The organism is Marinobacter sp. LA51 (genome assembly GCF_030297175.1).
Classification (GTDB): Bacteria; Pseudomonadota; Gammaproteobacteria; order Pseudomonadales; family Oleiphilaceae; genus Marinobacter; species Marinobacter apostichopi.
Genome location: NZ_AP028070.1, coordinates 1,933,188 through 1,958,285, shown reverse-complemented (window position 1 = coordinate 1,958,285; position 25,098 = coordinate 1,933,188). Strand labels below are relative to the sequence as shown.

The window sequence follows — 25,098 nt, the reverse complement described above, 5'->3', positions numbered from 1 at the left end:
TGGAAAATCCGGTAGGTTTAAAGAGTTACAGGCGCAAAGTTGGGACGATTCTATGGGAGCCCATTTCACGTGGTCAAGAACACCCTCGTTACGTCTGTGAGAGGATTTGTTAACCGATCAAAAGTTGTCTTTGCCGTGGCGAATGGCGGCAAAGATGGCGTTGTCCGAATCTGCCGGTAAACCGTTCTGGGCGCAGTAGTTACGGGCTGCATCTACCACCATCGGATCATCCCAACGCAGGAAAGGGTTCAGCTGTCTTTCTTCGGCCAGCACTGAGGGCACCGTGGGTTTTCCTTGATCACGGCGCTGAATGCAGCGTTCCTCGAAGGCTTGCAGGCCCTCATCCTGGGGCAGCCAGCTGCGGGCGAACTTGAGGTTTGCCAGGGTGTACTCGTGGGCACAATAGACCGCAGTCCGGTCAGGCAGTGCCCGCAACGTCTGCAGGGAGTGGCGCATCTGTTCTGGCTTGCCTTCGAACAGACGACCGCAGCCGCACACGAACAGGGTGTCGCCGCAAAACAGAACAGGGCGGCCATCTACCTCGGAATCTGAGAAGTAAGCGATGTGGTCAAGGGTATGACCAGGAACGCCCAGCACCTGAAAAGTCATGCTTTCCCACTGCACCTCATCGGCCGGCTGAACCTTGCTGGTACAACCTTTAAAAGGCGACTCGGCTGGACCGATTACCTCGCAGTCCGGGAAGGCCTTCATCAATTCGCTGACACCACCTACGTGATCGGGGTGCTGATGGGTGATCAGTATGGTGTCGAGAACCAGATCCTGGTGGGCCAGGTGTTGCAGAACCGGCTCTGCCTGGCCTGGATCTACAATCAGGGCCTTGCGGTTATCGGAGTTCGACAGACACCAGATATAGTTGTCGCTGAAGGCCGGGATGGCAGAGATGGTCAACATAAAGCCCCACATGTGCAAAACGAGTGTGACTGATATGATAGAGCAATACAGCAACGGCCCCAACAGCGGGTTCTGTTTTCGGGAGTAACACAGCGTGAATGAGTCGGGGGCGATTAATTTTCCTGCACGTCACGAGAGTTTCGAGCGCTGGTTCGGGACACCGCTCGGTCGGGCTCTGTTGGCGGACCAGCGAGAGATGCTGGACCGGGAACTCAGTCGTTTTACTGGCGCACGACAACTGCAGGTAGGCGTGAGTCATCGACTGCCGCTCGCCACCGGTACAGACTTTGTTCAGCGCATCATGACCACGCCGCGTTGGTATCCTGAAATACCCGATCAGGTTGCGGTTTGCGATGCCCATGAGCTGCCCTTCAGCGCCGATTCCATGGATCTGGTTATTCTCCACCACAGTGCTGATTTCAGTCGCTATCCACACGAAGTGATTCGGGAAGCGGCCAGAGTGTTGCGGGGTGAAGGCTCCCTGGCCTTGATCGGATTTAACCCATTGAGTCTTTGGGGTATTCGCCGCCTGATTTCCCGGCATAGCGATGGACCCTGGGGTGGCCGCTTCCTGATGCGGGGACGAATGGAAGACTGGTTGCATCTGCTGGGCTTTAATGTCGAGGCGTCGATGACACGCTTCCTGCGTTTGCCGCTGCAACGCAGTGGTCGCAATGCGAGGAGCCGGATCGATGAGCGGCTCGGTGGCAACAGAATCCTGCCGGTGGGTGCGTATTACTGTATCCTTGCCAAAAAACGCGTTTATGCCCAGATTCCCCGAAGACCAGCCTGGCGCCAGGCCAAGGTTATATCTCTGTCTGGAACCAGAACAGTCGGTGCGTCCAGAGGCTGTTCCCGGGGGCAATGCGTACCCGAGAAAAGTGTTTAATTAATGGGAGAAAAGATGTCAGGCAAGGTGATTCTGTATACCGACGGGGCCTGCAAGGGAAATCCCGGGCCTGGAGGCTGGGGCGTTGTCCTGCGTTATGGTGAAACCTGCAAAACGATGAATGGCGGCGAAGCCAACACCACTAATAACCGGATGGAGTTAATGGCTGCGATTCGTGGGTTGGCTGCGCTAAAGCGGTCTTGCGCGGTGGAGCTCTATACCGATTCCCAGTACGTGCGCAAGGGCATTACCGAGTGGATGGCCGGCTGGAAACGCAATGGCTGGAAAACCGCTGCCAAGAAACCGGTCAAGAACGAGGACCTCTGGCGTGAGCTGGATACCGAGGTGGCCCGGCACGAAGTTAACTGGCATTGGGTCAAAGGCCACGCCGGTATCCCCGATAACGAACTGGCCGACGAACTGGCCAATCGAGGCGTAGCAGAATTGGCTCGCGCCTGAGCACGACCTATTGAATTGAGTAAATCATGAGACAGATTGTACTGGATACAGAAACTACGGGTATTGATCCAAACGATGGCCATCGGATCATCGAAATTGGTTGCGTGGAACTCGTCGAGCGCCAACTGACGGGGCGGAATTACCACGTCTATATCAATCCAGAGCGTGAGGTAGAAGCCGAGGCTATTACTGTCCACGGCATCACCAATGAATTCCTGGAAGACAAGCCCAAGTTCGCCGAGGTTGCCAACGACTTCTTTGAGTTCATTAAGGGAGCCGAACTGGTCATTCACAACGCGGCGTTTGACGTTGGCTTCATGGATGCTGAATTTGCCCGGATGAAGCCGGTCCGGAAAACCGCGGACCACTGCGGGATTGTGGATACCCTGGCGATTGCCCGTAAGAAACATCCTGGCCAGAAGAACAACCTCGATGCGCTTTGTAAGCGCTACGGTGTGGACAACAGCAACCGGGATCTCCACGGCGCCTTGCTCGACGCCGAGATCCTGGCCGACGTTTACCTGCTGCTGACCGGTGGCCAGACCGCGTTGTCGTTGGATGCCGGCGCGGAAGAAGGAGGCTCCGGCACCGGTATTCGGCGGTTGCCGGCCGAGCGTCCGGCGCTGAAGGTTGTTCGGGCTTCTGATGATGAGAGCGGCGCCCACGAAGAGTTCATGGCGATGCTGGAGAAGAAGGCCGGTGAAACGGTGTGGGGCAAGCTCCAACCAAGTGAGTGAAGTCGCTCTCTTTTGTACCAAATGTTACATTCTGCCTTTCTTGAGGTACTTGAGTTTTGTGTTATAAGTAATGGTTAGTTCGCCAGTTTTCGCGAACAATTGGTTACTTTTTGCGTGTGCAGGCCAGCGAGGGTTGAGCTGGCTTCTAACAATAACACCGGTCGTTCCACCTGACGGGCGCAGTCGTATCAGGGAGCGGTAGTCTCCGCAAATTAACAGGAAGCGTTTATGGTTCAATCGTCTCTGGCGACGAAATCGCAGTCGTTTGATCTGGTTAAGAGTGAAATCGAACAAACCATCAAACAGGCAGAATCCAGCCTTGAACGCTTTCAGGAAAACCGTGAAAGTGGTGAAGATCTTCAGAACTGTGTCGACTTCATCAATCAGCTTCGCGGTATCTTCATTCTTGTCGAGCTTCGTGGTGGCACCTTGCTATGTCAGGAAGCGGTCAGCATGGCCAACGATGTTCCTGTTGGTGCCAACGACGATAAAAACATCCTGCTCACCACCCTGAACAGTGCGCTGTTCATCCTCCGCCGATACGTTGAGTACTATCACCAGCAGCGTGAAGACCATCCGGAGCTGTTACTCCCGGTCATCAACGATCTGCGTGAGGCCCGCCGGGAAAAGCCTTACCCGGAATCCTGTTTCTTTGATGTCGATGTGAAAGAGCGGCCGGATTTCTGTGCCAGCCTTCAGGTCCAGATATTTGAAGGTGATAACGCGGAGTTTGAAGTAATGGCGCGACGGATGCGCCTGACTTTCCAGGTGGCACTCCTCAGCATCCTCCGTGATCGCAACGACGTGGTTAGCAAAAAACTTGTTGCCCGGTCTTCCCGTGGTTTGGCTCGGCTTTGCCAGGGCGCGCCGATGGGGCAGTTGTGGTGTTTGGTCTCGATTGTGGCTGACACCATGCTTGACCGTGTAATGCCCTTTACCAAGGCCCGCAAGCGAATGTTCATGCGTATTGAAAAGTACGCCCGTGAAGTCGTGTACATCGGCAAGGTCGCTACCGCTAAAGATGCGCCTGATTCCCTGGTGCGTGATTTGGTTTACCTGCTATATCGCAGTGGTTCCGCCAATCCCGAAGTAACCCAGGTGCTGTCGGCTTATCAGCTCACTCCCGCTGACTACCCCGATGCCATGCTCGAAGCCCATGCCCGTCGACTGTACGGTCCCGGCAGCGATGTGCTCCGATCTCTGGCAGAAGCTCTTCAGGACGAACTGAACCAGCTTAAGGACAAGCTCGATATCATTGAGCGCGGTATTGAGCCGGACCTGGCGGAGCTGTCGTCTATTTCTGGTGCTCTTGAGCGTCTTGCCAACACTCTGATCATGCTGGATCTGAACAAGCTGGCAACCGTAGCCCAGGAAGAAGCCTCGCGGTTGCGTGGCTGGGAAGCTGAATCACGGCTGCCTGATGATGACGAGCTGTACGGTCTGGCTGACTCGGTATTGAGTATTGAAGATGCCGTGATGCAAATCGTCACCCGTGGAATTACCTCGGAAACCGATGCCCTGGCCCGGGGTCATCGCGGTCGGGATGAGTCGGTGTACCTGAGTGAGGCGCTGTTTGTGGTAGCCGACGAAGCGCGGGGCGCACTGACGCTGGCGAAGCGGGCTATCACGGCGTTCATGGAGTCCGACTACGACAAGCTGCACCTGGCCAATCTCCCCGCTACACTGCACAGCATCTGGGGAGGACTGCACATGGTCAATGATCCTGCGGCGGCATCCGTGCTGGAGAGGGTAGCTGCATCCATTCAGGAGCGACTCTTGGATGCGCGAGAGGCACCGCCTATGCAGGTGCTGGAAGCACTGGCAGACGCCTTGACGTCGCTTGAGTATTACATTGAAAGTATCGGCCGGCGCGAAGAGCGTAATCCCGATCTCCTCAAGCTGGCTCAAACGTCTCTGGACGATGTAGGTCTTTAAGCCGTGTCTCATGAACTAGCAACCGCAGTGCTGACCGTATTTGGCGCGCTTCTGGTCATTGCAGGTCTGCTGTTCTTCCTGCGACCGAGATGGTTGTTGGCATGGCTAAAAGGTATGGCGGTGTTCGGTTTGATACTGGTAGGTGTCTACACCCTTGCCATTGCCATCAACGTTGCCGGCTACCAATCGCTTGAAGGCATGCAGACCGTTGCAACTGTATCCACCCAGCGTCAGGCTGAGCAGCGTTGGTACGTGAGACTGCAGGCGCCGGGAAAAAACACCGTAGCTGAGACGTTGACCGGTGATCAATGGCAGGTGGACGCTCGTATTATTCGGTTCTCCGGGCCGCTGCGGTGGCTTGGAGTCGCTCCGGGGTACCGGCTTGAACGACTGAGCGGGCGCTATACGTCGCTTGAGCAGGAGCGCTCTGGACCTCGGTCGGTGATAGGTTTGGGCGAGGCATCCTGGCCGGACCTGTGGGAGTTGGACCAAACCTTCAACATGCCGTTCGTGGAAGGTGTTTATGGCAACGCCACCTTCATGCCGATGCGTGATGGCGCGATGTTTGATATTCGCTTGTCGGCCTCGGGTTTAGTGGCGGTTCCGGTGAATGAGCAGGCCAGGGAAGCGATCCAGCTGTGGGATGAATAGCGTTTTGTTCGCCCAATAAAAAACCTGCGCGTAGCGCAGGTTTTTTTTCACCGTTCGCGAGGGCTATCAGCCCATCTTGAACAGCTCGCCGAGCTTGGTGGCAAGCATCATGTCGCCTTCAGCGCGCAGCTGGCCGGCCATGAAGGCCTGCATGCCGTCTGTTTCGCCGGAAACGATGCCGTGCAGGGTTTCAGAGCTCATAATCAGGGTAACGGAAGGATCGTCGTGTTCGCCTTCGTGCGCCTGGCAGGTGCCATCGTTGATGACCAGGTGATAGTTCTTGTCGTCCTCGATGTTGAACTGGAATACCAGGTCCAGGCCTTGCGCTGCGTCTGCGTTGAAGTTCTGTTCGAGTTGTTCAAATACCTGAGCTACCGACATTTTTATACCCTTAATGGTGGTTGTCTTGTCATGGTGACGGCGTCGATGTCCCGTGCTGTTTGAGCCTGAGCGGGAATCCGTCTGGAGCCGACCTCGCTATGCGACTTTATGGTGAGTGTCAGGTTGTGTCAAGCTCGATCGAACGCTTGTTTTAATTATTTTACTCTGCTTATTACCACAAATTCGGTAAGTTACACATTCACGTTTTAATCACACGGAGAAGCACTTTGGAGTTCCTGACTGAGTATGGTTTATTCCTGGCGAAGGTCGTCACCTTTGCCGTGGCCGCGATCGTTGTGGTCGCAGTGATCATTGCGTCGGCACAAAAAGAGCGGGAAGACCATGGCGGCGACGGCGAGTTGAAGATTCGCAAGCTCAATGAAAAGTACGACAAACTCCGGGAATCCATCCAGGCCCGGCTGATGTCCGATGCTGAGCGCAAGGCATTCGAGAAGCGTCAGAAAAAAGAGCAAAAGGCTAAGAAAAAGGCCGAAAAGGCCAAGCACAAAGAGGTGACCACGGAACCGGAGCGCCAACCGCGCGTGTTCGTGCTCGATTTCGACGGCGACATCAAGGCCAGTGATACAGATCCACTGCGCAGATCCATCACCGCTGTCCTCAGCGTGGCTGATCCGGAGCGGGATGAGGTCGTGGTTCGGCTGGAAAGCGGCGGGGGACTGGTGCATTCCTATGGCCTGGCAGCGGCGCAACTTGACCGTATTCGCAGCAAGGGTGTGCCGTTGACCGCCTGTGTCGACAAGGTCGCAGCAAGTGGTGGCTATATGATGGCCTGCGTGGCGGATCGCATCATTGCTTCGCCTTTTGCCATTCTCGGGTCAATCGGTGTGGTCGCCCAGCTTCCGAATTTCCATCGTTTCCTGAAGAAAAATGACGTGGACTTTGAGGTGCTGACCGCGGGGGAGCACAAGCGCACCATGACGGTCTTTGGCGAAAATACCGATAAGGGCCGGCAGAAGTTTCTGGAAGACCTGGAAGACACCCATGTTCTATTCAAGGAATACGTGGGTGAGCGACGTCCGGCCGTTGATATCAGTGCGGTTGCCAATGGTGACATCTGGTTTGGCAAGCGGGCTCTGGACGTTCAGCTGATCGATGAGATCAAGACCTCCGACGAATATCTTATTGAGGCCTGTGATCGGGCAGACGTAGTCTCGGTAGCGTACCAGCGAAAACGCACGCTTCCGGAAAAGCTTGGTCTGGCGACCAGTGCAGCGCTGGAACACACAGTCTGGCGGGTTTTGAGTGCCTTCCGGAACCAGAAAATTCAATAGTTCATGAAGGGTGGGATACAACGATGACAACGAACACCGATTTCAAGGCTTGGCGCGTCGAAGAACAAGACGGCAGCTACGTAGGCAGCGAACAGACCTTGAACACCGCCGACCTCCCGGAAGGTGAGGTTTTGATCCGGGTTTCCCATTCGTCCCTGAACTATAAAGATGCCTTGTCCGCATCCGGCAACAAGGGTGTAACCCGCGATTTCCCGCACACACCGGGCATTGATGCCGCTGGTGAAGTGGTTGAAGACGCCTCTGGCAAGCTTGCGGCGGGCACCGCCGTGCTCGTCACCGGCTTTGATCTGGGTATGAATACCGATGGTGGCTTTGGCGAATACATTCGCGTCCCGGCAGGGTGGTGCGTGCCCATGCCGTCCGGATGGGATGCTCGTACCGCCATGATCTACGGTACCGCCGGCCTGACTGCCGGTTTGTGTGTCCAGAAGCTCCTGACTATGGGTGCCGAACCTGCCCAGGGCCCGGTGGCCGTATCCGGCGCCAGTGGTGCAGTCGGCAGTGTTGCGGTGGAATTGCTTGCGAAACTGGGCTTTGAGGTTGTCGCGATCAGCGGCAAGGCAGACCACGCGGCCGACCTTAAAGCACTGGGAGCAAGCGAGGTGGTTGGTCGCGATGCGCTGACCGAAGAGAAGAAGCCGATGCTGAAGCCAGTCTTCGGTAATGCTATCGACACCGTCGGTGGTACGCCTCTGGCGGAGTTGCTGAAGCAGATCAAGCCGGGCGGCTCTGTGTCCTGCTGTGGCCTGGTAGCGGGCCCGCAGCTGCAGACTACTGTGCTTCCATTCATTCTTCGCGGTGTGAACCTGCTTGGGGTGGATTCGGTGGAAATTCCGCTGGCGGACAAGCAGGCAGTCTGGGGCAAGTTCTCCGGTGATTGGGCCTGCCCGAAAACTGAGCAGTCGGCTCGGGATATCGGTCGGTCCGAACTCGATGCGGCGCTCAAGGCATTTCTGGGCGGCGCTTCGGTTGGCAAGACAGTGCTTCATCACAGCCGCTAAATCCAGCGGCATAAAAAAAGCCTGCCGAGTGGCAGGCTTTTTTGTTTGTGCTGGGCGTTCTCAGGAAGCCCGGCGACGGAACAGGGGCAGGTCGGTATCGGTTGCCGCTTGATAGCCCTGGCTGAAGAAGTTCAGGCAGCGGGCGGCCTTGTTGATGTCCTTGTCCGCGCGCAGCACGTAGGCGTCAAAGCCGCAGCGCTTCATGAACTGGAGCTGATCCAGCAGCACATCGCCGATCGCGCGCAGCTCGTTTGCATAGCCGAAACGCTCACGCAGCAGACGAGCAATGCTGTAGCCGCGGCCGTCGCTGAACTTCGGGAAGTTCACCGCGATGACAGGCAGCTCCTGGAATTTTCCGGCGAGCATTTCCGGTTCATCGTGGCTATCAAACCACACGCCGATGTCGTCACGACCGGTAAAGTGCTCATACCCGGCCAGCCACAGGTCAGCGGGAATCAGAGCCTTGCTCTGCTCGGGAATGTCGAGAGATTCGCCCTCGGCCGGGCGGGGCACAACGATCCAGTCATCCTGTCGGATGCTGCCGTCCTGGGAAATTACATCAGGCATAAACCCGCTCCTTGAAGGGATCAATTCCAACGCGGCGATAGGTGTCCAGGAAGGTTTCTTCCTCGGTACGCTTGTCGACGTAAACATCAATGATCTTGGCGACGACATCTGGCATGTCTTCACGGGCAAAGGAGGGCCCGAGAATCTTACCAATGGTCGCGTCGTGGTGAGAGGAGCCGCCCAGACTGATCTGGTAGAACTCTTGACCTTTCTTGTCGACACCCAGAACACCGATGTTGCCAACGTGGTGATGACCACAGGCGTTCATGCAACCGGAGATGTTCAGGTCGATGTTGCCCAGGTCATACAGAAAGTCCAGATCATCGAACCGGCGCTGAATGGCTTCTGCCACCGGAATAGACTTGGCGTTGGCCAGGGCACAGAAATCGCCGCCGGGGCAGCAGATAACGTCGGTCAGGGTGTTCAGGTTGGCGGTGCCGAAGCCCATGGGCACAACGGCCTGCCACAGCTCCAGTAGGCGATCCTGACGGACGTCGGCCAGAACTACGTTCTGTTGATGAGTAACCCGGACTTCTCCGAAGCTGAACTCATCGGCGAGGTCGGCAATCTGTTCCAGCTGCCGGTCGGTGACGTCGCCCGGCGGGGTGCCGGTTTCTTTCATGGTCAAGGTCACGATCGCGTGGCCGGGCTTCTTGTGAGTATCGACGTTGTGGCTCAACCACTGATCGAATCCACGATGCTCGAAGCGCTGCTCGGCCAACAGCTCGGTGGCATTGTCGACGCTCTGGTAATCCGGCTCGGTAAAGTACGCCTGAATGCGATCGATGGCGTCGCGGGTCAAGCGGCTTGGCGAGTCCTTGATGTGCGACCACTCGGCCTCAACTTTTTCGGCAAAGGCTTCAGGGGTTAGCGCCTTCACAAGAATCTTGATGCGTGCCTTGAACTTGTTGTCCCGGCGACCATAGCGGTTATATACCCGCAGTACGGCTTCGAGGTAGGTCAGCAGGTCCGCTTCCGGCAGGAAATCACGGATAACCGGGCCAACCATCGGCGTACGTCCCAGACCGCCACCAACGTGCACACGGAAACCCAGGTCGCCGGCGTCGTTACGTACCATTTGCAGTCCGATGTCGTGCACCTGGATGGCTGCGCGGTCGGTCTTCTCTGACGCGTTCACGGCCACCTTGAATTTCCGCGGTAGAAAAGCGAATTCAGGATGGAAGGTGGACCACTGACGAATGATTTCACAGTACGGGCGCGGGTCCGCGATTTCATCGGACTGAACGCCGGAGAACTGATCGGTGGTGGTGTTACGAATGCAGTTACCACTGGTCTGGTTAGCGTGCATTTCTACCTCTGCCAGTTCGGCAAGAATATCGGGCACGTCTTCGAGCGCCGGCCAGTTCAGCTGCACATTCTGACGAGTGGTGAAGTGGGCGTAGCCCTTGTCGTAATCGCGAGTGATGCGAGCCAGTCGACGCAGCTGGTCTGCACGCAGCATGCCGTAAGGCACGGCAATGCGAAGCATGGGCGCCAGACGCTGCACATACAGGCCGTTTTGAAGGCGTAAGGGAAGAAACTCTTCCTCGGCCAGTTCTCCAGCCAGGGCGCGCTCGGTCTGGTCCCGGAATTGCGCAACCCGTTCGGCTGCGATTTGCCGATCGTGTTCATCGTATACGTACATAAGGAAGGTCCTGCCTGAAAACGTTGTTGCGGCTAGCCCCACGAGCCGGAGTCACAGGGGGTATGCCTTATATCTGCCCGCGAGGATAGCACCGTGTTTTTATTCTTAAAATGATTATTTCAAAATATGTTTATCGATTCAGGCGATAAGCAGACGCTGCGCCCAGACTGGACGATTGGCAGTTTGAGGGCTTTAATTAAAGAGGATCGGAGTAGAACCGCGGTCCCTTGTGAACAATAAAAAACATTCTGAGTAGCGAATCCAAGAGAGGTACACCCGATGAAGAAGTCCGCACGTTCAGACAGTCAGGTAGATGCAGTCGCTTCCGTTCTGCTGGTGATGCTGGTGGTTGCGTTTGCGGTGGTCTGGGTATCAGGGCAATAGGTTATTGGCCCGAGAGGACGACCTGAACGATCAGGATAAGCCCTACAACAAAGCTCACGGTGAATAACACTCCGGCAATGATGTAGGGCCACGGACTGTGACTGGCGAAATCTTCTTGCCGACGTTTGTCCGACTGGACACCAAATGCGCCGGCAAGGATGCTTTGCATTATTTTAAGCACCCCCGGGCGACTCGGACGGCCTGAGCCGTTCGAATAGACGTCTTTGGTGTCATTCCTGTCGGACGTTTTGTCTGTCATAACTGGACTCCCTTATTGCAACGCTCACCGCATGGATTTTGTGTCGGCGGCACTCCAGTTTGCCAGGTGTCAGTTACCTGTCATTCCGCTGGGTCGTAGGCGAGGCTTGGTGCCAGCCAGCGCTCGGCTTCCGCCTTGGAGATACCTTTGCGTTCAGCATAGTCTTCAACCTGATCGGCGCCAATTTTCCCAACGGCAAAGTACTTCGATTCCGGGTGGGCAAAATACCAGCCAGAGACGGCGGCGCTCGGGTACATGGCGAAGTGTTCGGTCAGCTCGATACCGGCTGTTGATGTGGCTTCCAGCAAGCTGAACAGCGTGGCCTTCTCGGTATGCTCAGGGCAGGCCGGGTAGCCAGGGGCAGGGCGAATGCCCCGGTAACGCTCTTTAATCAGATCTTCGTTGCTGAGCGTCTCATCTCCGGCATAGCCCCAGAATTCCTGACGAACCCGCTTGTGCATGCATTCGGCAAAGGCTTCCGCCAAACGGTCGGCAAGGGCTTTCACCATGATGGCGTTGTAATCGTCGTTGTTGTCCTTGAACTCAACGGAAAACTCTTCTGCGCCAATGCCGGTGGTAACGGCAAAGCCACCCACGTAATCACAGGTCTCTGAACCTTCGGGCGAAATGTAATCTGACAGCGCCATCATCGGCTTGCCCGGTGCTTTTTCATCCTGCTGGCGAAGATGGTGCAGCACGGTCAATTCCTCGGAACGTTCTTCGTCCTTGTACACCACGATGTCGTCGCCGCGACGATTGGCTGGCCAGAATCCGATAACGCCACGGGCTTGCACCCGCTTTTCATCAATCATCTGGCGCAGGATCTTCTGGGCGTCATCGAACAGGGTTCGGGCTGCCTCCCCGCGTTTCGGATCGTCGAAAATACCGGGATATTTTCCGGCCATGTCCCAGGAAATGAAGAACGGTGTCCAATCGATGTAGTTCACCAGTTCGTTCAGATCATAATCCTCGAACACCTTGATGCCGGTGAAGGCTGGTTTCGGCGGGATATAATCGTTGAAGGTAATCTCCGGTGCTCGATTACGCGCTTCCTTAAGCGACACCAGCTTGGTCCGGTCGCCACGGTTCTTTCTGCGCTCGCGGATCTCGTCATACTCCACGCGGGCCGCTTCGACGAGGCCTTCTTTGGCGGATTTGCTGAGTAGCTGGGAGGCCACGTTCACGCAGCGGGAGGCGTCGGATACGTAGAGCGCAATATCGTTCTTGTACTGGGGTTCAATCTTAACCGCAGTGTGGGCCTTGGAAGTGGTTGCGCCTCCGATCATCAGCGGGATGTTGAAATCCAGGCGCTGCATTTCCCGGGCGACGTGAACCATTTCATCCAGCGACGGTGTGATCAGACCACTCAGGCCAATGATGTCGACGTTTTCCTTTCTTGCGGTCTCAAGGATCTTGTCGCAGGGCACCATAACGCCCATATCAATGACTTCGTAGTTATTGCACTGCAGCACCACCCCGACGATGTTCTTGCCGATGTCGTGGACATCGCCTTTGACCGTGGCCATGAGGATCTTGCCCTTGGCCTTCTGATCTTCGGTCTTTTCCGCTTCAATGTAGGGGATCAGGTGCGCGACCGCCTGCTTCATGACGCGGGCGCTTTTCACCACCTGTGGCAGGAACATCTTGCCGTCGCCGAACAGGTCCCCGACCACATTCATGCCGTCCATCAGGGGGCCTTCGATGACTTCAATTGGATGAGTGGAATCCAGCCGGCATTCCTCGGTGTCATCAATGATGTAGTTGGTGATGCCTTTCACCAAAGCATGCTCAAGCCGTTTTCTTACCGGCCATTCGCGCCAGGCCAGGTCTTCTTCCTGGGTCTTTCCGCCTTTGCCTTTGAAGCGCTCAGCAATTTCGAGCAGCCGGTCGGTGGAATCCTCGCGGCGGTTAAGTACCACGTCCTCAACCCGCTCCTTGAGGTCGGGTTCGATCTCATCGTAAATCACCAGCTGGCCAGGGTTCACGATACCCATGTTCATACCGGCCTTGATGGCGTGGTACAGGAACACGGAGTGAATTGCCTCACGAACCACATCGTTACCACGGAACGAGAACGACACGTTGCTGACGCCGCCGGAGATAGACGCGTGCGGCAGGTTCTCGCGAATCCAGCGCGTGGCATTGATGAAATCAACCGCGTAGTTGTTGTGCTCTTCAATGCCGGTGGCGATGGCGAAAATGTTGGGGTCAAAGATGATGTCCCCGGGATTAAAGCCAATCCCGGTCAGGACGTCATAAGAGCGCTTGCAGATTTCGGTCTTGCGCTCGTAGGTATCCGCCTGGCCCTGTTCATCAAAGGCCATAACGACCACGGCGGCACCATAGCGCATGCAGTCTCTGGCGCGCTTGACGAACTCTTCTTCGCCTTCTTTCAGGCTGATGGAATTCACCACCGCCTTGCCCTGGATGCAGCGCAGACCGGCTTCGATAACTTCCCACTTGGAGGAGTCGATCATGATGGGCACCCGGGAAATGTCGGGCTCGGAGGCCACCAGATTCAGGAAGGTGACCATGACCTCCTTTGACTCCAGCATGCCTTCGTCCATGTTGATATCGATGATCTGGGCGCCGTTTTCAACCTGGTCGCGAGCAACGCTCAGGGCTTCCTCGTACTGCTCCTCTTTGATCAGGCGCAGAAAACGTTTGGAGCCGGTAACGTTGGTGCGCTCGCCGACGTTGATGAACAAGGTGTTTTCATCACCGGTGAACGGTTCCAATCCAGACAGGCGTAAGGCTTTCTTGCGCTCCGGGATTTTCCGGGGCGGATACTTGGCTACCGTGTTGGCGATGGCCTCAATGTGCTCAGGGCGGGAGCCGCAGCAACCCCCGATGATGTTCAGGAAGCCATCGCGGGCAAAGCCTTCAATGATTTCCGCCATTTCTTCCGGAGTCTGGTCGTATTCGCCAAATTCGTTGGGCAGGCCGGCATTGGGGTGGGCGCTGACGTAGGTTTCGGCCTTGGCCGAAAGTTCTTCCACATATGGCCGGAGCGCATCCGCGCCAAGTGCGCAGTTCAGGCCTACGGAGATCGGCTGGGTGTGGGCGACAGAGTTCCAGAAAGCTTCTGTGGTCTGGCCAGACAGCGTACGGCCCGAGGCATCGGTGATGGTGCCGGAAATCATGATCGGCAGGGCAATGCCGCTGTCTTCAAAATATTGCTGAGTGGCGTAAATGGCCGCCTTGGCGTTCAGGGTGTCGAAGATCGTTTCGATCAGGATGAGATCGCTGCCGCCTTCGACCAGGCCCTCGACCGCCTCATAGTAGTTGTCGACCAAGGTCTGGAAATCAACATTACGGTAGCCGGGGTTGTTCACATCCGGCGAAATAGACGCTGTTCGCGATGTTGGGCCCACGGCTCCGGCCACAAAACGCGGCTTTTTCGGGTTGCGGGCAGTGAATTCATCAGCGACATCACGGGCCAGCTTTGCGGCGGCTACGTTCAATTCCTTGGCAATGCTCTCCAGGCCATAGTCCGCCTGCGAGAGCTGGGTGGAATTGAAGGTGTTGGTCTCAATAATGTCCGCACCGGCATCCAGGTAGTCCGCATGGATGGTGCGAAGCAGGGCAGGTTGGGTCAGGTTCAGCAGATCGTTATTGCCCTGGACCTCTCGGTCGTAGTCTGCAAATCGATCGCCACGAAACGCCTGTTCGTCCAGCTTCAGGTTCTGGATCATGGTGCCCATGCCGCCATCAAGCACTACGATGCGTTCCTTCAGGGCGGTATGGAGCTGTTCCAGGCGGGTGTTGCGATCGGTCATATCAATACTTCCGGAAGTCGTTTGTTTCGTAGTATTTGTGTCAATGGCGCGGGATCATAGCAAAAATGCGCAAGTCCGTCTTAGTACGAATGGCGATTATCAAGTGCCTATTTTTAGGGCGCGGCCGGGGCCTCGTGTAAGTAGAAGTCATTAGCCTCATAAAGACCTAGTGTTTTACTTGGTCTTTCATGTTCCGACGAAGTCCCTTAAAATAAATTCAAACTTTCAAACGGGTTTACAACATGGCATTGGTTACTGTGACAGATCCCGCACGGGATTATCTTGCACAACTCATCGAAAAGCAGGACGTTGAAGGCATGGGCGTGCGTATCTTCGTGACCCAGCCTGGCACCAAGAATGCCGAGACCTGCCTGGCCTATTGCCCGCCCAACGAGGTTGTTCCGACCGACGAACAGGTCGATCTCGAAAAGTTCACCCTGTACCTTGATCACAACTCGGTTCCTTTCCTGGAAGAAGCGTTTGTGGACTACTCCAAGGATCAGATGGGCGGACAGCTCACGATCAAGGCTCCGAACGCCAAGGTGCCGAACGTTTCCGATGACGCTCCGCTGCCAGATCGCGTCAATTATGTCCTGGCATCCGAGATCAACCCGAACCTGGCCGCCCACGGTGGTGATGTCTCCCTGGTGGAAATCGTTGATGAATCAGTAGCGGTGCTGCGCTTTGGTGGCGGTTGCCAGGGTTGCTCAGCGGTCAGCCTGACCCTGAAGCAGGGTGTTGAAACCACGCTGAAAGAGCGGGTTCCGGAAATCACCGCTGTGCGCGATGTGACCGACCACACCAACACCGAAAACGCTTACTACCAGTAGAAGTCCTGCCCGCACCCGCTAGCCTTCGATGGGCGGCGGGTCAGCGCCCGATCAGGGGTGCTGCCGAATAACCGGGTTTTTTCTGGCTCCTCGGCCAATGTCTCCCGGTTTCAAGCGCTGCAATATCAACCACCTATACTGACGTCACAGAGATGTACAGACAGGGGTGGTATATTGTAGGGCTATGGCTGTCGTTACATGGCTATAGCGCTACCTTCGCTGTCATCATCCTCAGTATCGGCTGCAACATCCGGAATCGGGGTTTCATTTGTTCGATATTACGCTGCTTTCCCTGCCCCTAATGGCTGCCCTCGTAGGTTGGTTTACCAATTGGCTGGCCATCCAGATGTCTTTCTATCCCGTTGAGTTCATCGGTGTTGGCTCTTTCGGCTGGCAGGGCGTGATTCCCCGCAAGGCGGAGAAAATGGCGCACATCTGCATTGATCGCACGCTTCAGCAGTTTGGCGATCTGCAATCGGTGTATCAGCAACTGGAGCCCGAGCGGATTGTTGAGCAGGTCATTTCGCAAGTGACGCCGCGACTCGATGAGTACATTGACGAGGTGATGTACGAGATCCAGCCGGTGCTTTGGGACAATCTGCCGCTATTTTTAAAAAGACGTATCTATCAATGGGCAAGGGAACAGTTGCCGTCGCGGATAGAAGAGCTGGTCGAGGATTTCGGTGACGATCTGGACGATCTCGTTGATCTGAAGGCCTTGCTGAGCCGGGAGCTTCGCCAGCACCCGGACCTTATGAATCGCATCTTTCAGCGGGCGGGAGCCGTTGAATTGCGATCGGTGATCAACCGCGGCGCGATTATAGGCGGTATCCTGGGTGCAGCACTGATCCCCTTGTGGACCCGTTATCCCGAGCCCTGGTTGCTGCCAGTCGGCGGCTTTGCCGTTGGCTTTATCACCAACTGGCTGGCCATCAACCTGATTTTTGCACCACTTCAGTCTCGGCGAATCCTGTTCTGGAAAATTCAGGGCCTGTTTTTGCGTCGGCAGCCGGAAATCAGCGATGTCTGGGCCAAGCTGGTGGCAGAAGAGCTGATTACCGTGGAGAAGGTCGCCGATGCCATGCTGAACGGGGCTCGTGGCGATCGCACCCGCGCTATTATCCAAAAGCATCTGAGACCCTTGCTTGATAACTCGGCAGTCATGAAACTGACTGCCCAGGTGACGGTGGGGATGACCGGCTACACCGAATTGAAAAAAGTGATGAACCAGAAGGCCGTACTCGCAACCCGGGACGTTTTCGGTGATCCGGCCTTTAACCGAGAGCGGGCGCCGATTGTAGCCGGCGTGCTTGCAGAGCAGATGCGGGCGCTTGGGCCACGAGAGTTTCAGGATATTCTTCGCCCGGCCTTTCGTGAGGAAGAGTTCCGGCTGATGTTGGTCGGCGGTGCCTTTGGCGCGCTGGCGGGACTGGTCCAGTTTGTGTCCTTGATGTCGCTGAATATCCGATTACCCCTATAGGGTCTTAGAGCGGGAGAAACGTTATGCCAGCTTGGGCAGACATAGCACTACAGGTACTCGTTATAGCAGTGACCGTGACCCTGGTTTTGGCGGGATTCTGGCGCTTCGTGGCCCGCCCGCACCTCGACCGGAAAGTCGCCGAGTTGATCGAGGCGACTCAGGGCATCGAGCCAAAGGTGACTCGCGGCGTTAAAATGGGCGTTTCCGAGGCCGTCAGAGATCTGCCCGAGAGTGCGCTGGATGGCACGGTCCGGGAGTCGACTCGCCAGTTCCTGAAGTTTGGTTCGGGGCTGTTTGAGAATGGCCTGAGCAGCTTCCTCGGAACAGCCTCGGATCTGCAGCGCGAGTCCGCGCAAGATCGCGAAAAACCGAAACCTGACGCGCCCTCTAAGCGCTGAGTATCAAAGGCAGTTGGTCGGCCTTGGCAGGCCGGCAATCCGGCAAGCCGTTTTTGCAGGGGTGCCGGGGAACAGCTGCATCAGATAGATGCTGTTGCCTTTCTCTTCGCCCATGGCGTCTTTTACGGCCTTAACGAACAGTCTGTTCGAGGGCGGTGAAATTTCATGTTCTTTGTAAAAATCTCTCAGAAAGTTGATGATTTCCCAGTGATTTTCATCTAGTTCCAGCCCATCCTCAGCGGCAATTTCAATTGCCACGTCCGGGTCCCAGGCCCAGGCGTCTTCCAGAAAGCCTTCGTTGTTTCTCTCGGGAGTGGTTCTAGTCATGATTCACCAACTGATGACACGTTCTGCTTGCAGGGTCAGGTTGACCAGTTCGGAGTAGTCAATAGGTGCGGCGGCGCCTAGGTTGTCATCGGACAAGCCGCGCGCATTCAGGTCGCCTTCAAGCGCGTAGGTCTGTACGGAGCTGAATGCCTTGGATGCGACCAGCCCGAGTACGCCGTTCTCCGTCAATGCCACCGCATCGTCCGGGCCCAGGGTGCCCAGGCACTCGCTAAATCGCGGGTGGTCCGGGGTTTTGTTGAGTATGTGCAGGGTATGCAATCGGTTCATCGTTGACTGTCCGAGAAGTTGTTCATCAAGCAAGTTATCCCGCGAATGCGGTTTGGGAGTATTGGGCCAGCAAGTCCGCGTTGGCATTGGTCAGCTGCACTCCGTCGATCATGGCCTCGCTGTCGAGGTTGTAGCGCTGGCAGGCAGTTCGATCGGCCAGAATGGCTTCAATACCAAAAATAGGGGCGGCGGCCAGGTTTTTTTCCAGGGACTTCTGTTCAATATCAGCAGTGTTCTGCGCTTTGCGTAGCCAGTTCACGCCAGCGCCCGAGAACAGCAGGCTGACCGGTTGATCGAAGGCGGCCAGGGCAAACGCCATATCCAGCGCCTCACGGCCCGCCCAGGTACCGTAGGGCGACTGGTCGATGATGATGAGCATGCCCATAGTCAGGCTCCCGCGTGGAAGTAGATGGTCCTGGTCGATTTGATGCTGCCTTCAACCCATTCCCCCAGACCCGCTATGGCGAAAGGTGTCAGCAGGTTGTTGGCATTGAGTTGATAGCGTTTTTGCTCATCGCTGTCCACGAGCCCCCGGCGCAATGCCGATGCAATGCAGGCAACTCCAGGAACCTCATGCTCCTCAAGGAACGCCGCCCACTGTTTTGGCCAGTGGGTCTCGTCTGACGGGGCTGTTACCAGTGCTGAGGCTAGGTGTACGCCATCGCCATAGAGAAAGATCCGGTCAATGGTGTGGCCTGCCGCTACGGTGGCCCTAGCGAAGCCGAGCGCCGTTTGTGGCGCCTGGGAAGAATAGGGCGCTCCGGTGATAACCAGGGTAAACGACGGATTTTCGGTATCGGGCGTGGAGTGGGTCATGGTGATGAGTCTGGCCAGAAAGTTTTCAGTTTACAGAAAGCAAAAACCCCGGCAAAGGCCGGGGTTCGCTTGGCGATGGACTTAGCCTAAGCTCAGTCGTCGCCGCTGAATGCAGACAGCAGGTGCAGCAGGCTGACAAACAGGTTGTAGATCGACACGTACAGGCCAACCGTCGCGATGATGTAGTTGCGCTCACCGCCTTTGATGATCTGGCTGGTCTCAAACAGGATCATGATCGAGGCAAAGATGGTGAAGCCGGCCGATACTGCCAGCTGCAGCACGGAGCTTTCCATAAAGAAGGCCAGGAGCATGGCACCAATCAAGACGAACGCGCCGGCTGTCAGGAAGCTGGACAGGAAGCTGAAGTCCTTCTTGGTGATGATCGCCGTCGCGGACAGACCCACGAAAGCGACAGCTGTCAGGGCCAGTGCCTGGGCAACGATCTGGGATGCGCCAGCGGCCACGAATGCGCCGATGATCGGACCCAGGGTATAACCCATGAAGCCGGTCAGTGCGAAGGTGGTCACGATGCCCCACGGGCTGTTCTTCAGCTTATAGGTGGCGAACAGCAGGCCGATGTAACCCACGATGGTGATGAGAAAACCAGGATGGGTGCCGTTCATGTTCAGGAATGCGGTCAGTGCCGAGAACGCCAGAGTCATGCCCAGGAGCATGTAGGTGTTCCGCAACACATTCATGGCCTCTGCGCTGATACCGGTCGTCGCGCGCTCGGTCTGGGGTGCTGAATAAGCTCCCTGATTGTTCTGAGCGCCGAATCGTCTGTCTTCCATTGTCTTCTCCGTTGATAACGTCTGGATACTGTGTTCCATCATAGTGTCAGAATCGCAACTTTCAATCGTTTACGACAGGAAACTGCTCCGTGGATTTCATTAAATGCCGGTAATGTTGGAAATTTAAGCCGGATTCAGGTGAGGCGTTGACAGCGCAGGCAATTCCGGTATCATGCTCCCCGCTGTCGCAAGGCAGTAATGGAAAAAACGGTGGGCTGGCAGAGTGGCTGAATGCAGCGGTCTTGAAAACCGCCGAAGGTTAGTAGCCTTCCCGGGGTTCGAATCCCTGGCCCACCGCCATTTTTCCTCTCCCTTCGAATACCTCAAGCTCTTCTTTCCCTATTTAAAAAAGTTCAGTCGAAGCACGGGCTGCATCGCTGCGCATGCTGAGCACGAACGTTGCCGCACGTCGCTGGCAATTGTGCCTCGGTACGGCTGACGTTCTCCCCTGTGATTACAAGTCTCGGCCGGGGAATGTAGCTTCTTTGCGCTCGTCCGCCAATCTCTGACGTTCTAGCAGTTCGTCAGCATCATTCTTTGGCACTTGCCAGCCTTGCAGATTTTCCTCAATTAGCTGAACCAGCGCCCCGATGTGACCTGGCGTGGCATTCAGTGCAGGAATATAGCTGAAGGCTTTGCCGCCGCTCTCCATGAAGTACTCACGGTTTTCTTCATCAATTTCTTCCACGGTTTCCAGGCAATCAGATGAGAAGCCCGGGCAGAACACGTCGATTGAGTGCACGCCTTTACCCGGAAGCGATTTCAGGGTCTCATCGGTATAGGGCTTTAGCCACTCCTCCCGACCAAATCGCGACTGGAAAGTGGTGAGGTAATCTTCACTGCTCAAGCCGAGACGCTCCGCGAGAAGGCGTGAGGTCTTATGGCACTCGCAATGGTAGGGGTCGCCCTTCAACAGGTATTTCAGGGGCACACCATGATAGGACAGGACCAGCTTGTCGTTTCGACCGTGGTTGGCCCAGTGCGTCTCAATGTGTCGCGCCATGGCTTCGATGTAGGGCGGATAATCCGGGTAGTGCGAGACAAACCGGAAATCCGGCAGCCATCGGCGCTTGCCGAAATCCTTGGCAACAGCATCAAAAGTTGAAGCTGAGGTTGACGCCGAATACTGGGGGTATAGCGGTAGCACCAATAGCTTGCGCACACCCTGTTGCTGCATTTCATCCAGAACCTTGGAGATTGCCGGGTTGCCGTAGCGCATGGCAAACCCCACCACTACATTAGGGCCATACTTCTGCCTCAGTGCTTCCCGAATACCTTCCGCCTGCTTTGCTGTATGAGTCAGCAGCGGTGAGCCTTCTGGCTGCCATACGCCGGCGTAGGCCTTTGCACTGCGCTTTGGCCGAATCCTCAGAATGACACCGTGCAGAATTAGCCACCACAACGGGCGGGGCAATTCAACAACGCGCGGATCTGAGAGGAATTCAGCCAGATACCGCCTCAGTGCGGACGGAGTCGGTGCGTCTGGGGTGCCCAGATTAGTAATAAGCACGCCAAGCCGCTCCTGCTGACTGTGGCTGAAGCTCTCAGAACCTTTGAACTGCATAGGTAATTCCTGGTTGGTCGTGTGGCTGGGGCAGATCCGACTATTTCAGGCCGGCTTGCTGGGCCATACGGGGTGCCAGTCCACTGATGTCGTAGCCAGCATTGCGGGCTTTGGAGACAATCTCCTGGGCTGACGAATCGCGCACGGCGCTAAGTGCCCAAAGCACGGTGCACCGGGTTCCCGATCGGCAAAAGGCCAATACGGGCTTGTCCGCCTCGCGGATCATCGGCGCGAACTGGTCGATGTCATCATCGGTAATGTGTCCGGATTCCACCGGCATAAAAACCCAGTTGAGCCCATGCTCCTGTGCGGCTGCTTCAATGTCGGCCATGGCCGGCTGGCCAAATTCTTCCTGATCTGGGCGATTGGCTACCAGTGTTTTGTAACCGAGCCTGGCGATCTCGGCGACGTCATTCGCAGTGATTTGCGGTGCCACTGAGATGGTGTCATCGATCTTTCTGATATCCATAGATTGCTGCCTCCGAAAACGCTGTTGGATCTAACTCTATGATCGCACAGACCACTGTGGGTGTCAGAACGGTCGGGTATCAAGTTAGCAGAATTGATCAGGTTTTTACCCGCTGTCGTTCGATCAGTTCAAACACCGCCATGCCTGCCACCATGGATACGACAAAAACCGCGGCTTTGATCTCACCGGCGCCCAAAGCAACCAGTCCCGGTCCAGGGCAGAAGCCGGCTATTCCCCAACCAATACCAAAGCTGAGACCGCCGATAATCAGACGCTTGTCGATGTGGGTGCTGGTCGGGATTTTCATCGAAAAGCCGAGAAAAGACAGCGTCCGTCGGCGCGCAACAGCGAACGCGAAAACTCCGACGATAATTGCGCCGGCCATAACCAGGGCCAGAGATGGATCCCAAAGCCCGGCGATGTCCAGGAATCCGAGTACTTTTTCCGGGTTGGCCATGCCAGAAATAATCAGCCCTAAACCGAAGATCAGCCCGGCGAACAACGAGGCGAGGTTGTATTTCATGGTGTCAGGCTCCGAGTAGATGGCGAATGATGTAAACGGTGATAAAACCGGCCGCCATAAAGCTCAGCGTTGCCGCCAGGGATCGAAGAGATAGGCGCGAAAGCCCACACACGCCGTGACCGCTTGTGCAGCCCGAGCCGTAACGGGTGCCCAAGCCGACCAACAGGCCAGCAATGATAAGGCTGGGGTAACCCGCATTGATCTCAATGGGCGGTAGGTCGGCCACCATGAGCCAGGCTATCGGAGCACCAATCAGTCCGGCCATGAAGGCAAACCGCCAGACAATGTCGCCTCTAGAAGGTGAGAGAAGTCCGCCCACAATGCCGCTAATACCAGCAATTCGGCCATTCAGCAGTAGGAACAGGGCAGCAGCGAGGCCAATCAGCAGGCCGCCCGCCAGAGCCGTCCAGGGCGTAAAATCGCTCCAGGCAACCTCGATCATTGGGAGTCTCCAGGGAGTAAGAAATAACTTTCGAAAATCAGGTGTGAAGGCGGGAGATATTAGCAAAAAAAAGCCCGGCGTGTGGGCCGGGCAGAGGCGTGCGAGTAGTATCCATGAAAGACTTCCAGACAAACCGGCGTCAGCAGGGACGTCGGTATAGGGAAGTATTGTCTATATTTTAAACACTTCAAGCCGCAGCCTGTTTCATTTGAAAACATTTTGTCATATGGAATGTCTGTTTATACTGCGGCCTGTTCCGGCGCGGCTTCCAGGCGCACTGAAATTGGGTTCGGGGTGTAATATACTGGGCGTCCATCGTAATTTTTTATCCCCTGAGGTTTAAGCATGTCTGACGAGAACGACAAAAAGCCGGAGAACGATCCGCAACTGGCCGCAAAGATCAAAGATTCTGCGCGCCAGATCTGGCTGGCCGGCCTCGGGGCTTACACCAAAGCCGAAGAAGACACCGGTAAATTCTTTGAGCGCCTGGTTCAAGAGGGCGAGCAGCTCGAGAACAAAACCCGCGGTGTCGTAGAAAAGCAGATCAAGACGGTGGAAGACCGGGTGGGCGGAGTGCGCGAACGCGCTACAGGAACCTGGGATAAACTGGAGACCCTGTTCGACGAGCGGGTGTCTGGTGCTTTGCGTCGCTTGGGTATTCACCGTCGTGAAGAAATTGAGGCGCTGGAACACCGCATTACCGCACTCGAGGCGGAATTGAAGCGCCTGCGTGGCGACCGCAACGAGGAAGAGTGATTTAGTGGGCTTAGGGTTGGGCTATAGCTATAGCTAAAGCTATAGATAGTCGCGACTGGCCAGGCGGGCATGGGCCTGCTCGTCTGGGGCCAGGTACGGAATGATCAAATGCATCATTTGGTATACGCCCCGGCCTGGATCCACCTTATCCCTGTTGTCCAGGTGGGACAGGGTGTCGAAACTTCCCCAGTAACAAGCGGTTAGGGTCAGCTGCTCACATAGTGAGTCAAGTTGCTCAGCCTCAATGCCCATCTTCTCCTGACGCCGAAAGCTTTCACAGATCACCCGGAACGCAGTGGTTTTCTTTTTCAGAAGTCGTTTAAAGCGCACCTGCAACTGATCATAGCGGGACAGGATATTGACCAGATCCTGATAGATGAAACGATACCGAGCAACAGCTTCGAACAGCAGGTGCAGGAAAAAGCTCTGCTGGTCCAGGCTGATATCAACGTCCTCTGGTACTGCCAGCAGGTCCAGCATTTCCTCCTCGAAATGACCAAACAACTCCTCGACGATGTCCCCCTTACTCTTGAAGTGGTAGTAAAGGTTGCCCGGACTGATGTCCATCTCGTCGGAGATCAGCAGGGTCGTCACGTTGGGCTCCCCGACACTGTTGAACAGTGCCAGGCTAGTGGTGAGGATGCGATCGCGGGTTTTTATTTTGGCCATATCGCGGACAATCCGGTCCTAGAGTTCGATGCTTGCCCATATGGGGCAGTGATCCGAGGGGCGTTCCATTCCTCGGATGTCATAGGATACGCCAGCCTTTGTTGCCTTGGGCAACAAGCTATCGCTGGCCATAATCAGGTCGATGCGGAGCCCCCGTCGAGGTTCACGCTCAAAGCCTTTGCTGCGGTAATCAAACCAGCTAAAGGTGTCAGCCTCATCCGGATGCAGGTGCCTGAACACATCTGTATAGCCACGAGCCTCAACCTGACCCAGCCACTCCCGTTCTTCAGGCAGAAAGCTGCACTTGCCAGTTCTAAGCCAGCGCTTGGCGTTGTCAGCGCCGATTCCAATGTCCTTGTCGGTTGGCGAGATGTTCATGTCACCCATCAACACTACGTGGCCATCTTGCTGTTTTAGCTCGTCCAGAAAAGCCATCAGGTCGGCGTAGAACTTCTCTTTCGACGGGAACTTGACCGGGTGGTCCCGGCTTTCGCCCTGGGGGAAGTAGCCGTTTATAACGGTGAGGCGCTCACCATTCACGGTGAAGCGTCCAGTGATCAGGCGCCGTTGGGAGTCTTCACCGTCTGAGGAATAGCCTTTGATGACCTCGTCAGGCTCCATCCGGGACAGTAGGGCCACGCCATAATGGGTTTTCTGGCCATGGAAATGCACGTGGTAGCCCAGCTCGCGGATGGCCTCCACGGGAAACTCCTCGTCCCGAACCTTGGTCTCTTGAAGGCCGATAAAATCGGGGTTCAGGCTCGCGATCACCGCTTCAAGCTGGTGCAGGCGAGTGCGGATACTGTTGACGTTAAACGACACGAACATCATGG

Annotated in this window: 28 protein-coding genes and 1 tRNA gene; 12 read left to right on the top strand and 17 right to left on the bottom strand. The window is 56.0% G+C overall.

Annotated elements, in window-relative coordinates; all coding sequences use genetic code 11:
- Positions 1 to 117: 117 nt before the first annotated feature.
- The gene (gene gloB, locus QUE89_RS09090; RefSeq protein WP_286219787.1) at positions 118 to 912 is read right to left on the bottom strand and encodes a hydroxyacylglutathione hydrolase; all 795 of its coding nucleotides are present in this window, start codon (positions 910 to 912) and stop codon (positions 118 to 120) included.
- 94 nt (positions 913 to 1,006) lie between these two features.
- Between gloB and QUE89_RS09085 the strand changes: the two genes are divergently transcribed.
- The 5 genes from QUE89_RS09085 (at position 1,007) to QUE89_RS09065 (ending at position 5,583) form a co-directional block, all read left to right on the top strand.
- Complete coding sequence (locus tag QUE89_RS09085; protein ID WP_286219786.1) at positions 1,007 to 1,801, top strand: class I SAM-dependent methyltransferase; 795 nt, start codon at positions 1,007 to 1,009, stop codon at positions 1,799 to 1,801.
- Positions 1,802 to 1,816: 15 nt separating this feature from the next.
- The gene (gene rnhA, locus QUE89_RS09080; RefSeq protein WP_286219785.1) at positions 1,817 to 2,260 is read left to right on the top strand and encodes a ribonuclease HI; all 444 of its coding nucleotides are present in this window, start codon (positions 1,817 to 1,819) and stop codon (positions 2,258 to 2,260) included.
- Between the two features lie 26 nt (positions 2,261 to 2,286).
- The gene (gene dnaQ / locus QUE89_RS09075) at positions 2,287 to 2,997 is read left to right on the top strand and encodes a DNA polymerase III subunit epsilon (RefSeq protein WP_286219784.1); all 711 of its coding nucleotides are present in this window, start codon (positions 2,287 to 2,289) and stop codon (positions 2,995 to 2,997) included.
- Between the two features lie 228 nt (positions 2,998 to 3,225).
- Positions 3,226 to 4,932 carry a FimL-related protein gene (locus QUE89_RS09070; RefSeq protein ID WP_286219783.1) on the top strand — a complete coding sequence of 569 codons (1,707 nt, stop codon included), beginning with the start codon at positions 3,226 to 3,228 and terminating at the stop codon, positions 4,930 to 4,932.
- Positions 4,933 to 4,935: 3 nt separating this feature from the next.
- Positions 4,936 to 5,583 carry a multidrug transporter gene (locus QUE89_RS09065; protein WP_286219782.1) on the top strand — a complete coding sequence of 216 codons (648 nt, stop codon included), beginning with the start codon at positions 4,936 to 4,938 and terminating at the stop codon, positions 5,581 to 5,583.
- A 66-nt stretch (positions 5,584 to 5,649) separates the two neighbouring features.
- Here QUE89_RS09065 and QUE89_RS09060 read toward each other — a convergent pair whose 3' ends face one another.
- Positions 5,650 to 5,964 (bottom strand): SCP2 sterol-binding domain-containing protein, encoded by a 315-nt coding sequence (locus QUE89_RS09060; RefSeq protein WP_041338351.1) that lies wholly within the window; start codon positions 5,962 to 5,964, stop codon positions 5,650 to 5,652.
- A 227-nt stretch (positions 5,965 to 6,191) separates the two neighbouring features.
- Between QUE89_RS09060 and sohB the strand changes: the two genes are divergently transcribed.
- Positions 6,192 to 7,256, top strand: a complete 1,065-nt coding sequence (sohB, locus tag QUE89_RS09055; RefSeq protein WP_286219781.1) for a protease SohB — start codon at positions 6,192 to 6,194, stop codon at positions 7,254 to 7,256.
- A gap of 23 nt (positions 7,257 to 7,279) precedes the next feature.
- A complete protein-coding gene (locus QUE89_RS09050; RefSeq protein WP_286219780.1) occupies positions 7,280 to 8,278 on the top strand; it encodes a YhdH/YhfP family quinone oxidoreductase in 999 nt (332 codons plus the stop codon).
- Between the two features lie 60 nt (positions 8,279 to 8,338).
- On the opposite strand, the gene QUE89_RS09045 is transcribed toward QUE89_RS09050, so the two are convergent.
- The 4 genes from QUE89_RS09045 to metH all read right to left on the bottom strand — a co-directional run bounded on the left by QUE89_RS09045 (position 8,339) and on the right by metH (position 14,912).
- The gene (locus tag QUE89_RS09045; RefSeq protein WP_286219779.1) at positions 8,339 to 8,845 is read right to left on the bottom strand and encodes a DUF934 domain-containing protein; all 507 of its coding nucleotides are present in this window, start codon (positions 8,843 to 8,845) and stop codon (positions 8,339 to 8,341) included.
- A complete protein-coding gene (locus QUE89_RS09040) occupies positions 8,838 to 10,490 on the bottom strand; it encodes a nitrite/sulfite reductase (protein ID WP_286219778.1) in 1,653 nt (550 codons plus the stop codon). The genes QUE89_RS09045 and QUE89_RS09040 overlap by 8 nt, the downstream gene beginning before the upstream one ends.
- Before the next feature lie 385 nt (positions 10,491 to 10,875).
- A complete protein-coding gene (locus QUE89_RS09035) occupies positions 10,876 to 11,133 on the bottom strand; it encodes a DUF2970 domain-containing protein (RefSeq protein ID WP_286219777.1) in 258 nt (85 codons plus the stop codon).
- An 80-nt stretch (positions 11,134 to 11,213) separates the two neighbouring features.
- A complete protein-coding gene (gene metH, locus QUE89_RS09030; protein ID WP_286219776.1) occupies positions 11,214 to 14,912 on the bottom strand; it encodes a methionine synthase in 3,699 nt (1,232 codons plus the stop codon).
- 242 nt (positions 14,913 to 15,154) lie between these two features.
- Here metH and nfuA point away from each other — a divergent pair, with 242 nt between their 5' ends.
- From nfuA to QUE89_RS09015, 3 genes are all read left to right on the top strand, one after another.
- Positions 15,155 to 15,742, top strand: a complete 588-nt coding sequence (gene nfuA, locus QUE89_RS09025; RefSeq protein ID WP_203300741.1) for a Fe-S biogenesis protein NfuA — start codon at positions 15,155 to 15,157, stop codon at positions 15,740 to 15,742.
- A 268-nt stretch (positions 15,743 to 16,010) separates the two neighbouring features.
- Positions 16,011 to 17,222 (top strand): DUF445 domain-containing protein, encoded by a 1,212-nt coding sequence (locus QUE89_RS09020; protein WP_286219775.1) that lies wholly within the window; start codon positions 16,011 to 16,013, stop codon positions 17,220 to 17,222.
- Positions 17,223 to 17,245: 23 nt separating this feature from the next.
- Positions 17,246 to 17,620 carry a hypothetical protein gene (locus QUE89_RS09015; protein WP_286219774.1) on the top strand — a complete coding sequence of 125 codons (375 nt, stop codon included), beginning with the start codon at positions 17,246 to 17,248 and terminating at the stop codon, positions 17,618 to 17,620.
- Between the two features lie 3 nt (positions 17,621 to 17,623).
- On the opposite strand, the gene QUE89_RS09010 is transcribed toward QUE89_RS09015, so the two are convergent.
- From QUE89_RS09010 to QUE89_RS08990, 5 genes are all read right to left on the bottom strand, one after another.
- The gene (locus QUE89_RS09010; protein ID WP_286219772.1) at positions 17,624 to 17,947 is read right to left on the bottom strand and encodes a TusE/DsrC/DsvC family sulfur relay protein; all 324 of its coding nucleotides are present in this window, start codon (positions 17,945 to 17,947) and stop codon (positions 17,624 to 17,626) included.
- A gap of 3 nt (positions 17,948 to 17,950) precedes the next feature.
- Entirely contained in the window at positions 17,951 to 18,235 is a 285-nt protein-coding gene (tusB, locus tag QUE89_RS09005; protein WP_286219771.1) for a sulfurtransferase complex subunit TusB, read from the bottom strand.
- Between the two features lie 34 nt (positions 18,236 to 18,269).
- Entirely contained in the window at positions 18,270 to 18,620 is a 351-nt protein-coding gene (locus QUE89_RS09000) for a DsrE family protein (RefSeq protein WP_286219770.1), read from the bottom strand.
- Between the two features lie 2 nt (positions 18,621 to 18,622).
- Complete coding sequence (tusD, locus tag QUE89_RS08995; protein WP_286219769.1) at positions 18,623 to 19,051, bottom strand: sulfurtransferase complex subunit TusD; 429 nt, start codon at positions 19,049 to 19,051, stop codon at positions 18,623 to 18,625.
- A gap of 92 nt (positions 19,052 to 19,143) precedes the next feature.
- Positions 19,144 to 19,842, bottom strand: coding sequence for a Bax inhibitor-1/YccA family protein (locus QUE89_RS08990; RefSeq protein ID WP_286219768.1), 699 nt, complete (start codon positions 19,840 to 19,842; stop codon positions 19,144 to 19,146).
- A 209-nt stretch (positions 19,843 to 20,051) separates the two neighbouring features.
- Here QUE89_RS08990 and QUE89_RS08985 point away from each other — a divergent pair.
- Positions 20,052 to 20,142: transfer RNA gene (locus tag QUE89_RS08985), tRNA-Ser, on the top strand.
- Between the two features lie 154 nt (positions 20,143 to 20,296).
- Here QUE89_RS08985 and hemH read toward each other — a convergent pair.
- The 4 genes from hemH to QUE89_RS08965 form a co-directional block, all read right to left on the bottom strand.
- Positions 20,297 to 21,406, bottom strand: coding sequence for a ferrochelatase (gene hemH, locus QUE89_RS08980; protein ID WP_286219767.1), 1,110 nt, complete (start codon positions 21,404 to 21,406; stop codon positions 20,297 to 20,299).
- Positions 21,407 to 21,446: 40 nt separating this feature from the next.
- Positions 21,447 to 21,875, bottom strand: a complete 429-nt coding sequence (locus tag QUE89_RS08975; protein ID WP_286219766.1) for a protein tyrosine phosphatase family protein — start codon at positions 21,873 to 21,875, stop codon at positions 21,447 to 21,449.
- 97 nt (positions 21,876 to 21,972) lie between these two features.
- On the bottom strand, positions 21,973 to 22,398 hold the full coding sequence (locus tag QUE89_RS08970; protein WP_286219765.1) for a DUF6691 family protein: 426 nt from the start codon (positions 22,396 to 22,398) through the stop codon (positions 21,973 to 21,975).
- Positions 22,399 to 22,402: 4 nt separating this feature from the next.
- Positions 22,403 to 22,840, bottom strand: a complete 438-nt coding sequence (locus QUE89_RS08965) for a YeeE/YedE family protein (protein ID WP_286219764.1) — start codon at positions 22,838 to 22,840, stop codon at positions 22,403 to 22,405.
- Between the two features lie 345 nt (positions 22,841 to 23,185).
- Between QUE89_RS08965 and QUE89_RS08960 the strand changes: the two genes are divergently transcribed.
- Positions 23,186 to 23,596: a phasin family protein gene (locus QUE89_RS08960; RefSeq protein WP_286219763.1), complete on the top strand. Its 411-nt coding sequence runs from the start codon at positions 23,186 to 23,188 to the stop codon at positions 23,594 to 23,596.
- A 39-nt stretch (positions 23,597 to 23,635) separates the two neighbouring features.
- On the opposite strand, the gene QUE89_RS08955 is transcribed toward QUE89_RS08960, so the two are convergent.
- Both QUE89_RS08955 and xthA read right to left on the bottom strand, forming a co-directional pair.
- Complete coding sequence (locus QUE89_RS08955; RefSeq protein ID WP_286219762.1) at positions 23,636 to 24,265, bottom strand: TetR/AcrR family transcriptional regulator; 630 nt, start codon at positions 24,263 to 24,265, stop codon at positions 23,636 to 23,638.
- Positions 24,266 to 24,283: 18 nt separating this feature from the next.
- The gene (gene xthA / locus QUE89_RS08950) at positions 24,284 to 25,096 is read right to left on the bottom strand and encodes an exodeoxyribonuclease III (protein ID WP_286222852.1); all 813 of its coding nucleotides are present in this window, start codon (positions 25,094 to 25,096) and stop codon (positions 24,284 to 24,286) included.
- Positions 25,097 to 25,098 lie beyond the last annotated feature (2 nt).